The following is a 17,381-nucleotide window of genomic DNA, read 5'->3' as shown; positions in this document are numbered from 1 at the left end:
GCAATGGCATGTTTTTCTCTACGGTCAAAATCGCAATCAACATCACTGCATTTTTTCGCATCCCCATCCCCGTCCCATTCCCCTGCCAGTCACCACCCCGTCCACCGTCGCATGCCCCGGCATTCAATATACAAATGACCACACATAAATTCCTCCCCGCCCTGGATCGTCGTCAATGCATCCGTTGCATTGCGTGGAGCAGGCCGCTCGCGGCCGTCCTGGCCGTCCTGCTTTGCGCCCTGCCCGCGGTCGCGCAAAACGCCGCCACCGGCACCGTCACCGGCCGAGTCTCCAACGCCGCCACGCTCAAATACCTTGCGGGCGCCGAGGTCGTTGACCGCGATTCCCGTCAGCGTGCCTTCACTGACACCGATGGCTCGTTCATCCTCGTCCTGCCCGTCGGTGAACGCGCGATCGTGGTCAACTATGGCGGGCTCGATAGCCAGACCGCCGCCGTTACCGTCACCGCGGGTGAGACCGTCACCCGCGACATCGCGCTCACCAGCGCCGACTACGGCCCGCGCGCCGCCGCCGCTGGTGAAATCATCAAGCTGGAGGCCTTCGTTGTCTCCGGCGAGCGCGAGGGTCGCATGGCCTCCATCGCCCAGCAAAAAGCCTCCGATGTGCTCGTGAACATGATCTCCTCGGACGAGTTTCCCAACGTAGCCGGCGCCAACCTCGGCGACTTCCTCCGCAACATTCCCGGCATCGACATCATGGATAGTGGCAACGACCCGCGCGACATCATGATTCGCGGCATGGACTCGCAAATGGCCAGCGTTACCTCCGACGGCCTGCGCATGGCCAATGCCGGCGGCACGGACGGCAACTCGCGCGCCTTCAATCTCGACCAAATTTCCATCCAAAACTATGAGACCATTGAGGTCTATAAGACGCCGACCGCCGCCATGTCCGCCGATTCCGGCGGCGGCTCGATCAACCTCGTCAGCAAAAGCGCCTTCAACCTCAAACAACGTCGCATCAGTTTTCAGGCTGGCGGGGTCGTTAACACCGAAAACCTCCGCCTCGGGCGCCGCGCCGGCTCGACTGGCGACGAGCTCAGCACCCGCCCGGTGGGGAATCTCTACTATGCGAACTCTTTCCTGAACAACCGCCTCGGTGTCGTGTTTACCGCCAATTACAACGATTTTTACAACGTCTCATCGGGCATGCGCCACCGCCGTTATTCGCTCTATGAGCGCAGCAACTACGGCGGCTACCTTGACGATGTCCTCGCTTCCGGCGCAGAGACGGGCATCTACAGCCGCGACTTTAATTACGGCTACGACTCGGGCTTCACCCGCCGCACCTCCTTCTCGCTCAACCTCGATTACAAGCTCACGCCGTCCGTCAAGCTCTACCTGAACAGCCAAGTCAACACCAGCCTCATCCGGACCGGACGGCAGACCCTCGCCTTGCCCGGCGGCGAGCGCCCTTCAGAGGCCGCCAGCGAGGGGGGAAGCACCACCGGCATCGCCCCCGACCATTGGATCACCAACTCCCAGGGCTACCAAATCCCCGTCTGGTCACCCTACGTCACCACTGTCTATACCGCCGGTGCCGACATCCGTGCCAACACTGTCCAAGACGCTGCCAACAGCAAGGGTGCCGCCGTCACTACAGGCCTCGAAGTCCTCAACAAAATCGGACGCGGCTCCACGTTCGCTGGCGGCATGGAATACAAGCGCGCTGGCTGGAAAATCAACCTCGACGCTGGCGTCTCGCTCTCTACCAACCATTACACCACGCAGGACGGCATGGCCATCAACTCCGCCACCGCCTACCTGCGCGGCATTGATTACCGCATCGACCACGCACCCGGCGCCGCCTACCCGCTCATCACGCAGCTCCACGGGCCGGATATGTATGACCTCGCCAATTACGTGAGTCGCGTCAACAGCCAGAGCGCCCTCGTCACCGTGCCCGGCACCGGGCGCGACGTCCCCGGCGAAGGCGGTGCCGGCACCGTTGTCATCCCCGGCGTAAGCACCAATCGCACCTACCCCACTGTGCAAATGGCGCGCGGCGACTACGGCCCGTTCCAGGTGAGCAACGGGCGCTGGCTCTCCACCAAGGACAAGTTTTCCACCCTGAAGCTGGACGCCAGGCGCAGCTTCTTCACCCGCATCCCCATGTATGTTCAGGCTGGCGGCCTCTACCGCGAGCAAGAGCGTCACACCGACAAAAACGGTCAGTCCCACTGGTTCTTTAACGGCACCACCGCCGAACTTCAGGACATGCTCGAAAAAGTGAAATCCCCCGACCTTGACGCGACCGTCGGCCCCTATCCGCCCGTGCCTTACTTCAGCCTCCCGCACATTGACCAGTATTTCCGCGAGCATCCGGAAAAATTCACCGAAGACGTCGTCTGGCGCACCGAGACCGAGCTCGGCGGCGACAAGTTCTCCCGCGAGCGCGTCGCCGGCGCCTACGGCATGTTCAACATCCGCCTCGGCCGCTTCAGCGCCCTCCTGGGCATGCGCTACGAGCGCACCGATCAATACGGACGCGGCCCCGTCGCCAACGACGACGCCACCGCCGCGCGCGCCTCCGAAATGCTCATGGATTACGTCCGCGGCTACGGCTACGCCGACATCACCGCCGCTTACAACGACACCGCCATCAACCCCCTCACCGGAGTGAGCGGCCAAAGCCTTGTGACCAATTACTCGGTCTCCCAGGCGCAGGCGCTCGAACTCACCCGCCTGCGTTACGCCAATACCGCCGCCGTGGACAAGTCCTACGCCGACTGGTTTCCAAACGTGCAGCTCAAATACAACCTCACCGCCAACTTCATCGCCCGCGCCAGCTATAACAAATCCATCTCCCGTCAGCCCTTCGATCGCCTCATGCCCGGCTACACCGTCAATGTCGATTCGAGCGGAGCCTATGCCATCGATATGAACAACCCCTCGCTCAAGCCCATCTATCACACCAACTACGACGTGGCGCTCGAGTATTACATGAAGGGTGGCGGCTCCGCCTCCATCGGCTATTATTACAAGGACGTGCAAAACTACACCGCTAACGTCACCGAGACCATCACGGAAAACGGCGTGTATGACTACGACTTCCGCAACTATGTCGGCGCCAGCTTAGAGCGCCCCGTGAACATTGGCGGCCAGAAAAATTGGGGCATCGAGGCATCCTTCTCGCAACGGCTCGGCTTCATCCACGAACGCCTGAAAAACTTCTCGCTCTACGCGGCCTACACCTACCAGGAAGGCGAGACCAACTCCAGCTTCAACAGCACCGCGCCACTCACCGGGCTCGAAACCATGCCCAAAAGCATGCCCGCCTATCGGGTGGTGCCGCGCAAGCTCAAGCTCAGTCTCAGCTACAGGGGCTCCCGGCTGAACGCCAGCGTGTCCTACAACTGGGCCGACAGTTTCTATGATGGCACCATGTTTCGCTTCTTCAACGATCGCGAGCCGGGCAAGGTCGACCCCGCTGCCTTCGGCTACCTCTGGCGCGATGCTCGCGGCACCTTCGACGCCGCCATGTCCTACACCTTTTACCGGCGCTACAGTTTCTACGTCGAGGCCAAGAACCTGACCAACGAGCCCTTCCGCACCTACCTCCACAATCCCAACTGGACTTGGGAATACCAAAAATACGGCGCTTTTGTCTATTTCGGCATCAAGGGGACGTTCTGACCAAATTCACATCAATCACTTTTATCCAAACACAGGAGCCCATCCCTCATGAAAACTACACCATCAACGGGCATTCATTTCCACCGCATTCGTTTCCCCTTGCTTCTAGCAACGCTGGCCTCGCTCATCACCTTGGGCGCGCCGACATTCGCCGCCGAGTTCAGCCCCGTCCCTGTGTTCGTCACATTGACGAGAGCGACCCCCGCAGGTACGCCCCCTTCCGCCTATGTCATTGACGCGCCAGGCGGCGGCTGGGCCTACAGTGCGGCCGCCACCGCACCGGGAACCACATGGAACAGGGTGTATACGCCGACATCAACTCCAACTGCGGCGGGCACTTACACCGAGTCCCAGCCCTTCGTCTTCGACTCACTTGCCAACGTCCAGCTTTACGGTGCGGACGGTGCCCTCAGCCCAGTCAGGCTCACGGGCGTCTTGGTTGGCACACATGAGCGCAACGAACCTGGAACCATCGGCATCAGCGAGGCATTGGACGTGAAGGAACTCCTCGGCAGTTGCTGGCGCATTTATGCAGGCACTGCTTATGCGCGCTTCAAATTCACCGGCCTGGCCTCCGACACGCATTATTTGCTCTATTGCTATGCCAGTACCAACAACCAAGGCGGAAAATACATCCTCCACCCGGCCAATTTCCCGGCGGGCAAGACATCCTCCTTCACCTATCCCAGCGACAACGCCGCCGAGCAACTACCCACCTCCTTCGTTGATTTGGCTGGCCACGCTGGTGTCTGCAGCTTGTTCACCTTCGACGAAGCCGGCAACAAAACCATTATCCCCGGCGCCGCGGCCAACACCGACGCCGTGTCCGGTGCCAACACCATTTGGGGGGCCATGCATGCCATCTCCACCTCCGACGGCGAGCTCACCTTCCGCACCGACACCTCCGCTCTCGGCGGGCGCCGTCAGTATTCCGGTTTCCAGCTAATCCCCTATCCCGCTCCCGCCATCATCGGGCAGCCCGAGCCCGAAACCGTCGGTGTGCTCAACGTCGCTACCGAAATAGCCGCCATCGCCCGCGACCTGCCCCACTTCGCCGACGCCGACCAAAACCCACTCGCCTATCAGTGGCAGGTCTCCCACGACAACGGTGTCGCCTGGGTCGACATCCCCGCCGGCGATCTGCGCCTCATTGCCACCCTCGACCGCGATCCGCCGCTGCCCGCCGACCCGGAAACCCCCGCCGAGCCTGCCAAGAAAATCACCAGCATACTGATCATCAATGACACGCAATACGCCGACGCCGGCCTCTACCGCCTGAAAGTCACCAACGTCGCCGGGGGCTCCGCCTTCTCCGATCCCTGCGCGCTCACCGTCATCGACCACGCAGATCCGTTTTCCATCACGCGGCAGCCGCTTTCCGACGCCGCCACCGTGGGCGACGCCGCCGCCCTCTCCGTCGCCGTCGCCGGCACTCCCCCCTTCACCTACATCTGGCAGAAGCAGGCGTGCGACCCCGCCACCGCCACCCCCGCCGGCGGCACCGCCACGGGCGACTTCGAGGACATCCTCACCGTCAGGAAAACCCGCGATACCACCAGCACGCTCGACCTCCCCTTCCTCCGCCGCGCCGACACCGGCTACTACCGCGTGAAAGTCATGGACGTGATGCAAAAGGAGGCCGACGCGCTCACCAGCGACACCGTGTATTTGTATGTCGAATACGCCCCGCCCATCATCACCCCGCCGGGCCGCCAGACCGTCGCGCCGGGCGGCGCCATCCGTCTCTACAGCGACATCTACACCGAGATTCCCCTGCTGTGGTATAAATGGCAGGTTTCGCACGACAACGGCGTCACCTGGACCGACATCACCGACGGCGGCGCCTACTCCGGCGCGACCACCGACACGCTCACCATCACCGGCGCCACCGCCGCCGAGGCCGGCCTGTATCGCGTCGTCTCCGCCAACAACCTCGGCACCACCGAGGGCGGCGCGATTCCCCTCGCCGTGGCCGCGCCCATGATCGCGCACCCCGTGGCGGTCGCCGCCGACCGCGCCGGGCGGGTCTATGCCGCCGACGACACCGCCAACCTCCTCCACCAGTTCACCCTCGCCACCGGCACCGCCATCCGCTTCGCCGGGCAGCCCGGCGTCGCCGGCAGCGCCGACGGCTATTACGGCCAGGCCGCCTTCAACGGCCCTTCCGGCGCGGCCATCGGCCCGGCCAACGTCGTCTATCTTGCCGACACCGGCAACCACACCCTCCGCGCCCTCCGCGCCACCGGCGAGGTCACCACCCTCGCCGGCTCGCCCGGTGCCACCGGCAACGCCGACGGCACCGGCGCCGCCGCCAGTTTCACCGCCCCGGCGGGCATCACCCACGACTCCGCCGGCAGCCTCTACGTGGCCGACAGGATGGCCCACGTCATCCGCCGGGTCACCCCCACCACCTTCGATGTCACCACGCTCGCCGGCGTCGCCAACGATCCCGGCTCCGCCGGCGGCATCACCACCGACAGCCAGGGCAACACCCTGGCCCGCTTCAACTCGCCCGGCGGCATCGCCGCCTCCCCGGTCGTCTTCGCCGCCACCGGCACCGCCATCCCCCTCACGGCCTCCTCCACCACCACCGTCCTCTACGTGGCCGACACGGGCAACAACGCCATCCGCAAAATCTCCCTCACCTGGTATCTCGACCGCGACCCCGTCACCAGCGGCACGACCCGCACCCGCATCAGGCAAAACGACGTTTCCACCCTCGCCGGCCTGACCGGCGTCGCCGGCCACGCGGACGGCGACGGCTCCGCGGCCCAGTTCAACGCCCCCGCCAGCCTTGCCGTGGACGACGCCGGCGCGATTTACGTGGCCGACACCGGCAACAACGTCATCCGCAAAATCTCCCTCTCCGGCCCCAACGGCTCCACCGTCACCGTCAGCACCCTCGCCGGCCTCAACGGCATCGCGGGCCACCAGGACGGCCCCGGCGCGGAAACCTCCCTCGACGGGCTGCCCCACAACCTCTTCAACCAGCCGCGCGACGTGAGCGTTGACCCCGCCGGCAACGTCTATGTGGCCGACACCGGCAACGCCGCCGTGCGCAAGATCACGCCCGACGGCGTGGTCAGCACGCTCGTCCCCGACCAAGGCCCCGATCCGATCCCGCCGGAGACCCCGGGCCCGGGTGGCGGCTCCGGTGAGCAGCCGGACATCCCGCCCGCCGGTTCCGGCGACGGGTCCGGCGAGTTTGGCGGCGGCGCGCCCAGCCCGCTCTTCCTCGCCGCGCTCGCGTTGCTCGGCCTGCTGAAAAAACTCCGCGCCCGCCTCCTTCGCGCCGCCGGTTCATTTTCCCCACAGAAAGCCATGAGACACCGCGAAGACGCGCCAGCGACTGGGAGCGCCGGCATCCTGCCGGCCCGTTTCACGGGCGTCCCGCCCGTGGTGTCGGCAGGCATGGCCGTGGACAGACTCCGTCTGCCGGCTGGAAGCCGGCGCTCCCAGTCGCTCACGCGTCTTCGCATGGCTGGCACTTCTTCCGGACGCGTCTGCCGCCGGCCGAATCCCAAACAAAATTCCTGCGCCATGACCAAGGCGTCCGCGACTCCGTGCCACACCGCCCCCACCCTCGCCTTTATGAAACCCGCGCCCGTCCTCCTTTTCCTCCTCCTCGCCGCCGCGTTCGCCGGGCTCGCGCTCTCGCCCGTCGCACGCGCCGACAACCCCGCCGTCTTCGTCAAACTCTCCCGCGACCAAGCCGGCACCGCTGGCGCCGTCGTCGCTACCGCCGCGACCATCACAGTCGCCAACCAAGGTTCCGGTTGGGCCTACAGCGGCGCCGCCCCCTACGCCGGCAACACATGGAACAAAATCCTCCGCCCCCACGCCAACGACCGCATCCCCACCGGAACCGACAACGGCGGCGTCAGCGGCACCTTCGGTCCCCTTAAAACCGCCGACGCCATCGCCCTCTTTGCCCCCGACGGCAGTGCCTCCGGCGTCACCCTCACCGCGAGCATTTACGTAAGCGAAACCCTCCAAACCGGCGGCAACCGAACCGAACCCAGCGATGGCTACATCTCCGGCTACAGCAACACCCTCATGCCCTCCGATGTGGTCAACAACCTCTGGCGTCTCTACAACGGCGGCAATGGCAACACCCTCACCCTCACCCTCGCCGGCCTCCCTGCCAACAGCCATTACCTCGCCTACTTCTACGGCGCGCTCAACAACGGCAACGCCCGCTTCGACCTCGCCCCCGCCAACCTCCTGACCTCCGGATCCTTCGTCGCCATCAGGGCCTCCAGCAACAACGCCGACACCCATGTCTTCGCCGTGGACGGCGTCACCGGCGACATCGCCCCCGTCGCCCCCGCCCCGCAAAACGACGACACCAAGACCACCGTCAAACCCTGGGGCTACCTCCCCGCGCTCGTTGACTCCTCCGGCCGGCTCTCCTTCACCGCCGCGAAATTCGACGGCAGCGTTTACATCGCCGGCTTCCAACTCATCCCCTATCCGAAGGCGACCATCACCACCGACCTCCCCGCCGCCACCACCGCCTCGCTCGGCGGCAGCGTCACGCTCACCATCGCCGCCGCCGGCTTCGACTCCGACGACGTGCTTACCTACCAATGGCGCAAAGACGGCACCAACATCAACCCCGCCGTCAATCTCAGCGCCACCACCGCCGCCCTCACCCTCACCGGCCTCGCCGCCGACGACGCCGGCAGCTACGACTGCGTCGTCACCAACTACGGCGGCGACACCCCCACCAGCGCCACTGCCCTCACCGTCACCGCCGGCGCCGTCGCCCCCAGCATCGGCGCGCAGCCCACCGCCCAAACCGCCGACACCAGTGCCGCCGCCACGCTCGCCGTCACGGCCAACGGCACCAGCCCGCTTGCCTACGTCTGGCAAAAAAGCACCAGCGGAGCCGACACCGGCTTCACCGATCTCGCCGACAGCGCCGGCATCACCGGCGCCGCCACCGCCTCGCTCGCGTTCGCCGGCGTCACCACCGCCGACGCCGGCTGGTATCGCGTGAAAATCACCAACACCGCAGGCGACATCACCAGCAACGCCGTCACGCTCACCGTCGCTCCGGTCATCACCACGCCGCCTGCCGGCGCCGTGGTCACGCCCGGCGGCGCCGCCTCGCTCAGCGTCACCGCCGACGCCGGCCCCGCCCTCGCGCCCTTCGCGCCCACCTACGTGTGGAAACGCGACGGCGTCACCGTCACCGACGGCGCCGGCATCAGCGGCGCGATCACCGCCACGCTCAGCTTCGCCTCCTTCTCCGCCGCCAACTCCGGCAACTACACCGTCACCGTCGCCAACGCCGCCGGCTCCGTCACCAGCGATCCCGTTTATCTCGGCACGCCCGCCGCCATGACCGCCGCGCTCTGGCCCGCCAACGGTGCGAGCGGCGTCAATCCCGACACCCCGCTCAAACTCACCTTCACCGGCGGCACGCCTGCTCGCGGTGACATTGGCAGAGTCATCATCCGCGATGCCGACGATGACTCCATAGTCGATACCATCGACCTCTCCGCGCTTGAAACTGTGAACTACGGCGACGCCGACCACGGCGGCTACGTCAAAACCGGCGTCGTTCAGGATCTCACGACGATTCATTACCAACCCGTGTCCATCCACGCAGACGGCATGGTGCTCATCACCCGTCCCGGCGGCTTCGGTCTTGCCTACGGCAAAACCTACTATGTCACCGTCGAGCCCGGCGTGATCTTCGACACCGCCGGCGGCACCTGGCCCGGCGTGAGCAGTGCGACCGCGTGGCGCTTCTCCACCCGCGCCGCCGCGCCCGACCTCGCTTCCCGCGTCATCACCGTCGCGGCCGACGGCACCGGCGATTTCACCACCGTGCAGGCCGCGCTCGACCAAGTGCCGCAAAACAACACCGCCGCCACGCCCTACACCATCAATATCCAGCCCGGCTTCTATTACGAAAACCTTGCGCTCCGCCAGAACCGCGGCTTCGTCACGCTCAAGGGCACGGGCGCCGCCCGCACCGACACCGTCCTCTCCCACGGCTGGTGCAACGTCAGCGGCCCGATGTCCGCCGCCTTCATCGCCTATGTGGACGATTTGCGCATGGAAAACCTCACCATCGAGAACACCGCCGGCGAAACCGCCGGCCAGCAGCGCGCCCTCGCCTCCGTGAACAAGCGCCTCGTTTTCGACAACGTCCTCCTCAAGGGCTGGCAGGACACACTCTGCCTGCGCGACGGCAGCGTGTCCTATTTCCGCGACTGCGAGATTTGGGGCAGCGTCGATTTCATCTACGACGGCGGCACCGCACTGTTCGACCACTGCGACCTCGTGACCATTCGCGACGGCACCTCCCCTGCCGCGCCCTCCACAAACTACAACAATCCCTACGGCCTCGTCTTTCTCGACTGCCGCCTGCTCAAGGGCCGCGTCGCGACCGGCCATCCCTACGATGTCACCGCCGGCAGTTGCACGCTCATGCGTCCGTGGTATCCCGACGGCCACACCGCCTACATCAACTGCCAGCTCGACGACCACATTTCCCTCAAGGGCTGGTCTGAATGGGACAACCGGGAAAACACCTGCCGTGCCATCGAAATCGGCAGCACGCTCATCGCCGGCGGCGCCGCTCCCGCCCCCGCCGAGCGTCAGGCCGCCGGTGCCTACTGGCTGAACACCACCGACCCCGACTACACCGGCTCCCAGGCGGCGAACGACACCTCGCTCGCGCCGCCGTCCGGCCACCTCAACCGCGTCGCCGTTGCCGCCGAGAAACTCACTGCCGCCTACTACTCCATCGAAGCCATCTTCGGCAACAACCCCTACTACGCCTCCGCCATCGGCGCGTGGCGCCCCACCGTCGCCCCGCGCATTCTTGCGCAACCGCAGTCGCAATCCGCCGCCCCCGGCGCGACCATCACGCTTGCCGCCGGGGCCTTCGGCCTGCCCGACGGAACCTGGCAATGGTATAAGGGCGCAACGCCCGTCGCCGACGGCGGCAACATCAGCGGCGCGACCACCGCCACGCTCACCCTCGCCAACGCGCAGCCGGGCGACTCCGGCGATTACCACGCCGTCGTCACCAACAGCCTCGGCTCCGCCGCCAGCGCCACCGCCGCCGTCACCATCAGCGCCACCCTTACCGCGCCCGCCATCACCACGCAGCCCTCCTCGCAAACCGTGGACGCCGGTGACCCCGTGACGTTCACCGTCGCCGCCTCCGGCGATCCCGCGCCCTCGTATCAATGGTATAAGGACGCCGCGCCCGTCGTCAGCGCGACCAACGCCACCTTCACTATCATCGGCACCCAGCCCTCCGACGCCGGCAGTTATTACGTCACCGCCACCAACACGCAGGGCTCCGCCACCAGCGACACCGTCACGCTCACCGTGAACGGCGGCGGCGCACCCGCGATCACCGCCCAGCCTGTCTCGCAAATCACCGCCGCCGGCAGCCCCGTCACCCTTTCCGTCTCCGCCACCGGTGCGACCGGCTACCAGTGGTATAAGGACGGCGTCGCCATACCCGGCGCCACCGGCGCCACGCTCACCATTTCCATTCCGACGTCCGCCGACGCCGGCAGCTATTATTGCGTCATCAACGGCGCGGGCGGCGAGACTACCAGCGCGACCGTCACCCTCACCGTCGAGGGCGCCACGGCCCCGCAAGCGGTCTTCGTAAAACTCTCCACCGATACCGCCCCAGCCGCCGGCGTGGTCACGGCCGCCACGACTTTCGAGATCGCCGCGCAAGGCTCCGGCTGGGATTACAGCGCCGCCGCGCCCTTCCCCGGCATCACGTGGAACAAAATCCTCAAGCCCGCCTCCGCCGACGAGGTGAACGCCAAAAACGCCTCGGTCGGCGACTTCCTCCCGTTCTCCACCGCCAGCGCCACCGCGCTCACCGCGCCCGACGGCTTGCCCACGCCCGTGACGCTCACCATGCACCTCGGCGTCGGCAACATCCGCGACCGCGTCGAGCCCAGCAACGGCTCCGGCGCCAACACCACGCTCGGCCCCGCCGCCTTGATGGCGCAGGCGTGGCGCGTTTACGACGGCTCGCAAACCCTCCGCTTCACCCTCGACGGCCTGCCCGCCGGCACGCACTACCTCGTTTATTTCTACGGCGCGAGTCTCGGCAGGGGCGCCCGTTTCACCCTCGCCGACGCCAACATCGCCGCCCCCGCCGCCTCATGGCTCCTTACCAACGGCACCAGCGGCAACGGCGAGGTTTTCGCCAGCGCCGATGGCATCATCGGCCCGAAGCCCGCCGCCACGCCCGGCGACTCCGTCAACAACACCGAAAAGCCCTGGGGCGTCCTGCACGCCATCGCCGACACCGACAGCAAGCTCACCTTCACCGCCTCGAAGGGCAACGACACTTACATCAACGGCTTCCAGCTCATTCCCTATCCGAAGGCCGTCATCGTCACCCAGCCCGCCGCTGCCGCTTACGTCGCCGAGGGCGACAACACCACTCTCTCCGTCATCGCCGCCGGCCTCGGCGACGAGACGCTCACCTACCAATGGCGCAAGGACGGCGTGCCCATCAACACCGCCACCAACCCCACCGCCAACACCGCCTCGCTCGCCATCACCGGCGCGCAGCCTGCCGACGCCGGCAGCTACGACTGCGTCGTCACCAACCTCGGCGGCTCCGTCATCAGCGAACCCTGCGCCCTCGCCCTCACCGCCGGCACCGGCGCGCCCTCCATCGTCCTCCAGCCCGCCGCCCAAACCGGCGCCGCCGGCGACACTGGCTCCCTCAGCGTCGCCGCCGGCGGCCAACCCCCGCTCACCTACACCTGGCAAAAGAGCGTCACCGCCGCCGACTCCGGCTTCGCCGACATCCCCGGCGCGTCCTCCGCCTCCGCCCTCGCCTTCGCCAGCCTCACCACCGCCGACGCCGGCTGGTATCGCGTAAAAATCACCAACGCCCTCGGCGAAATCACCAGCGACGCCGTCACGCTCATCGTCGCCCCCGTCTTCACCGCGCAGCCAGCCTCCGCCGTCACCTCCGCCGGCGCGACCGCCACCCTCACCGTCACCGCCGACACCGGCATCGCCGCCGCGCCCTTCGCACCATCCTACGCCTGGTTCAAGGACGGCTCCGTCACGCCGCTTGCCGATGGTGGCAACATCAGCGGCGCCACCACCGCCACGCTCCAGTTGACCGCCTTCTCCGCCGCCGACGCCGGCAGCTACACTGTCGTCGTCGCCAACACCGCCGGCTCCGTCACTAGCGCCGCCGCCACCCTCCAGCTCCCTGTCGCCCCCGCCATCACCACCCAACCCGCCGCCTCGCAAGCCATCCTCGCCGGCTGGCCCGCCACCTTCACCGCCGCCGCCAGCGGCGTTCCCGCGCCGGAGTGGCAATGGTATAAGGACGGCGCCGCCATCGCCAGCGCCACCGCCGCCACCTACACCATCACCTCCGCCGCCGAGTCCGACAGCGGTTCCTACCACGCCGTCGCCGCCAACATGGCCGGCTCTGCCACCACCTCCGCCTCCGTCCTCACCGTCCGCGATCTCACCGGCCCCGCCGTCACCGGCGACGGCTATGCCAGCGGCGTCACCGGCGGCGCCGGTGGCCCTGCCTACGAGGTCACCACCGCCGCCGACCTCAATGCCAAACTCCAGCTCGCCGGCCCCGCCATCATCATCGTCAGCGGCACCATTGACGTGCGTCCGCTCTCCTCCAGCAAACGCGTTGATGTCGGCTCCAACAAAACCCTCCAAGGCGCCAACGCCGCCGCCACCATCATCGGACGCGTAAACATTAATAATGTCCAAAACGTCATCGTCCGCGGCCTCAACATCACCAACCCGGGCACCATCCCCTCAACGACCGAGTTCCCCCGCTACGAGGACGGCGGCGACGGCGTCACCATCCAGAACGCCACCGGCGTGCTCGTCACCCATTGCACCTTCTACGACTGCGCCGATGGCATGTGCGACCTCACCTACACCGTCCGCGACGCCACCGTCTCCTGGTGCAAGTTCTACTACCCCACGCAGGCCAACCACCGCTTCACCATGATCCTCGGCAACGAGGCCACGCCCGCCGACACCCCCGTCACCGCCACCCTGCACCACAACTGGTGGGCCGACCGCTGCGACCAGCGCATGCCCGCCGCCGGCGCCGCCCAAGCCCACATGTATGGCAATTACTTCAGTTGCGCCGGCAACTCCTACGCTAGCAACGCCCGCGGTACCACCCAAATCCTCATCGAGCACAGCTACTACAACGGCGTGAAAGACCCCGTCGGCAAGAGCGACGCCACCGCCGCCTTCCGCACCATCAACAACACCTACAACAACACCACCGGCACCAAGGACCCCGGCACCGACATCGTCCCCGTGCCGCCCTATTCCTACACGCTCCCCGACACCGCCGACGTGCCCGCCCTCATCCAGCAATACGCCGGCAACACCGCCGGTGCCTGGTCCGACCACCCCGCGCCGGCCGCCCCCGTTGCCATCACCGGGCTGCCTGAGGTGTTTTTCCCCGGCGCCACCATCACCCTTGCCGCCTCCGTCCCGGACGGCGCCGGCTATCAGTGGCGGCGAAACAACTTTGAAATCACCGGCGCCACCTCCGAAACCCTCACCCTCGCCAACATCCAAGGCCCGCAAACCGGCGTTTACACCGTCGCCGTCACCGACGCCACCGGCAGGACCGTCGTCAGCGCCCCCGTCACGCTTGCTTTCGGCGACGCCCCCAGCTTCACCGGCGAGACCGGCGGCCCGGCCCCCGTGGTCTCCGGCAAAAACATCACCCTCCGCCCCGCCATCACCGGCACCGTCACTTCATACCAATGGCAGCGCTGGGACGCCGGCGCCGGCGAATGGGTCAACGTCGGGGACAACGACACCTACTCCGGCTCGGCCACCGGCGCGCTCACCATCCAGAACGTCACCGGCGGCGCGGCCGGCCAATACCGCCTCGTCGTCACCAACCCCACCGGCTCCGTCACCACCGAGCCCTACGCGGTCACCGTCACCCCGGTCGTCTTCGCCTGGCCCTCCGGCGTGGCCGTGGACGCCTTCGGCGACGTCTATGTCTCCGATGCCTCCGCCAGCATCATCCGCCGCGTCACCGCCACCGGTTCCGCCGCCCTCTACGCCGGCATCCCCGGCGCCGCCGGCAGCGCGGACGGCGCCTTCGGCCAGTCCACCTTCAACTCGCCCGGCGCCCTCGCCATCGACGCCGCGGGCAACCTCTACGTGGCCGACACCGGCAACGCCACCGTCCGCCGCGTCGGCCGCGACCTCGCCGTGCTCACCCTCGCCGGCGACCCCGCCGCCCGCGGCAACCGCGACGGCATCGGCAACGCCGCGCTCTTCGCCTCGCCCAACGGCATCTCCTTCGACCGCGCCACCGGTGTCACCTACGTGGCCGACACCAACAACCACACCATCCGCGTCCTCACCCCCCGCGCCCTCAACAACGGCGTCTTCGTCGGCAACACCGTCGCCACCTTCGCCGGCGTGCCCGGCCAGAGCGGCGACAGCGACGCCCTCCTCGTGGAGTCCGGCACCACCTTCGTGGTCGGCGGCACCGCCCGCTTCAATCACCCCGGCGCGGTGGCCGTCTCGGGCTCGTTCCTCTACATCGCCGACACCGGCAACCACACCATCCGCCGCCTCACGCTCCCCGCCCGCGCCGACCGCGAGCCGCCCCCCTACGAGGTTGTCACCCTCGCCGGCACGCCCGGTGTGAACGGCTCCGATGACGGCACGGGCCTCGAGGCGCTCTTCGCCTCGCCCAAGGCCATCGTGGCCGACGCCGCCGGGGCGAACCTCTATGTGGCCGACACCGGCAACCACACCATCCGCCGCGTCACCGCCGCCGGTGTCGTGACGACGCTGGCCGGCCTGCCCGGCGTCAGCGGCCAGGGCGACGGCGACGGCTCGGTCGCGCTCTTCAACCAGCCCGCCGCGCTCGCCCTCGATGTTTCGGGCAGCCACCTTTACGTGGCCGACATCGGCAACACCGCCGTGCGCCGGATCACACTCGGCGGCGCCACGGCCGTGGTTTCGACCCTCTCGGTGATCGCGGCGGACGACAGCACGCTTCCGCCCAGCGGCACCCTCCCGCCCTTCACGCCGACCAGCAAAGGCAGCGGCGGCGGCGCGCCCTCGCCGTGGTTCCTCGCCGTGCTCGCCGCGCTCGCGTTTCTGCGCTCCGTGCGCAAAAAAAGGTAGCATAGACACTCCTTCCTGTCTGTGCCACCCCGTCCGCCCCTTCCATCCGACTTGCGTCGTTTTGCATCGTTTCGAACCGGCGCAAGTCGCCCTCGCATCTCCGCATCCACCATGTCCACCCTTGCAAACTCCCTCCGCCCACTTCTTGCCGCCGCGCTTTGCATTTTATATATGAGCGCCTTTGCCGCGCCCGCGGCATCCGTCGCGCCGAATGCATGTAATTTTTATAATATTCGCGATCACGGCGCGACCGGCGATGGCACGACGCTTGACACAGCCGCTTTCGCGCGCGCCATTGATGCCGCGGCAGCCGCGGGCGGCGGCACTGTATATGTTCCTCCGGGGCGTTATCACACGGGCAGCATCCGCCTCAAGAGCCATATTACTTTGTATATGGAAGCTGGCGCCACGATTCTAGGCAGCGTGAATCCCGACGACTATCCGCCCGCCGAAAACATCTGGCGCGAGGGCGACGGAGGACACGGCCGCGCCAGCGCGATCTCCTCGCTCATTTACGCCGAGGACGCCGAAAACATAACCATCACCGGACGCGGCACCATCGACGGACAGGGACAGCTTTGGTGGAAACGCGTCGAGTGGCGGAACCCGGCAAAATACAAACTGCCCGCGCTCACCGATTATCAAAAAGCCGAGGCCGCCAAGCTCTCGCGCGACCGCCCGCACATGATCCGCATGCTTCGCTGCCGCGATATTTTAATAGAAAACGTGAACCTGCAAAACTCCGCCGGGTGGACCGTGCATCCCATGCTGTGCGACTTCGTGCGCGTCGCGGGCATCTCCATCACCAACGATCCCGACGCCTCGCACAACACCGACGGCATCAACCCCGAATCGTGCGGCAACGTCCGCATCTCCAATTGCCGCATCGACACTGGCGACGATTGCGTGACGCTCAAGTCCGGCAAGGACGCCGCCGGACGCCGCATCGGCAAGCCCACCGAAAACGTCACCATTACAAACTGCGTCATGTATCACGGCCACGGCGGCGTGGTGATCGGCAGCGAAATGTCCGGCGGCGTGCGCAACGTCACCGTGACGAATTGCGTGTTTCAGGGCACCGACAACGGCATCCGCATCAAATCGCAACGCGGACGCGGCGGCGTGGTCGAGGGCCTCGCCGTCGGCAACATCGTCATGCAGGACGTTCCCACGCCCTTCATCATAACGACGTTCTACACCGGCAGCGACACGGCCGACGACCGGCACGCCGTCGACGAAGGCACGCCGCGCTACCGCAATTTCATGTTCAGCAACATCAGCGCGCGCGGCGCAAGAATCGCCGGCGCGATCACCGGCCTCCGCGAAATGCCCATCGAGAACATCGTGTTCAGCAATGTGCGCATTCAGGCCGCGGGCGGATTCACCTGCACCAACACGCGCGACATCACCTTCCTCGACACGATCATCGACACCAACTCCGGCCCCGCCCTCACCCTGCGCAATGCGCCCGAAACCTCCTCCGCCGGCCTGCGCACCCGCAAGCCGCACAAAGACACGCCGCTCGTCGCCGAATAACATGCGCTTTATGTC

At 66.7% G+C, this 17,381-nt stretch carries 3 protein-coding genes; all 3 read left to right on the top strand.

What is annotated here, in order from left to right; translation table 11 throughout:
* The first annotated feature begins 134 nt into the window (after positions 1–134).
* The 3 genes from OH491_RS00370 (at position 135) to OH491_RS00360 (ending at position 17,366) form a co-directional block, all read left to right on the top strand.
* Positions 135–3,656 carry a TonB-dependent receptor gene (locus tag OH491_RS00370; RefSeq protein WP_068772996.1) on the top strand — a complete coding sequence of 1,174 codons (3,522 nt, stop codon included), beginning with the start codon at positions 135–137 and terminating at the stop codon, positions 3,654–3,656.
* Between the two features lie 48 nt (positions 3,657–3,704).
* Positions 3,705–15,830: a pectinesterase family protein gene (locus tag OH491_RS00365; protein WP_342750800.1), complete on the top strand. Its 12,126-nt coding sequence runs from the start codon at positions 3,705–3,707 to the stop codon at positions 15,828–15,830.
* 111 nt (positions 15,831–15,941) lie between these two features.
* On the top strand, positions 15,942–17,366 hold the full coding sequence (locus tag OH491_RS00360; RefSeq protein WP_084442703.1) for a glycoside hydrolase family 28 protein: 1,425 nt from the start codon (positions 15,942–15,944) through the stop codon (positions 17,364–17,366).
* The last annotated feature ends 15 nt before the right edge of the window (positions 17,367–17,381 follow it).

Origin of the sequence: Termitidicoccus mucosus (assembly GCF_038725785.1) — a bacterium.
GTDB classification, from domain to species: domain Bacteria; phylum Verrucomicrobiota; class Verrucomicrobiia; order Opitutales; family Opitutaceae; genus Termitidicoccus; species Termitidicoccus mucosus.
The sequence above is the reverse complement of the archived record's forward strand: the minus strand, read 5'-3'. Positions and strand labels throughout refer to the sequence as shown.

Bases quoted from the DNA above. Each gene is read 5' to 3' on its own strand.
- OH491_RS00370 (WP_068772996.1), top strand. From the start codon at position 135: ATGACCACACATAAATTCCTCCCCGCCCTGGATCGTCGTCAATGCATC.
- OH491_RS00365 (WP_342750800.1), top strand. From the start codon at position 3,705: ATGAAAACTACACCATCAACGGGCATTCATTTCCACCGCATTCGTTTC.
- OH491_RS00360 (WP_084442703.1), top strand. From the start codon at position 15,942: ATGTCCACCCTTGCAAACTCCCTCCGCCCACTTCTTGCCGCCGCGCTT.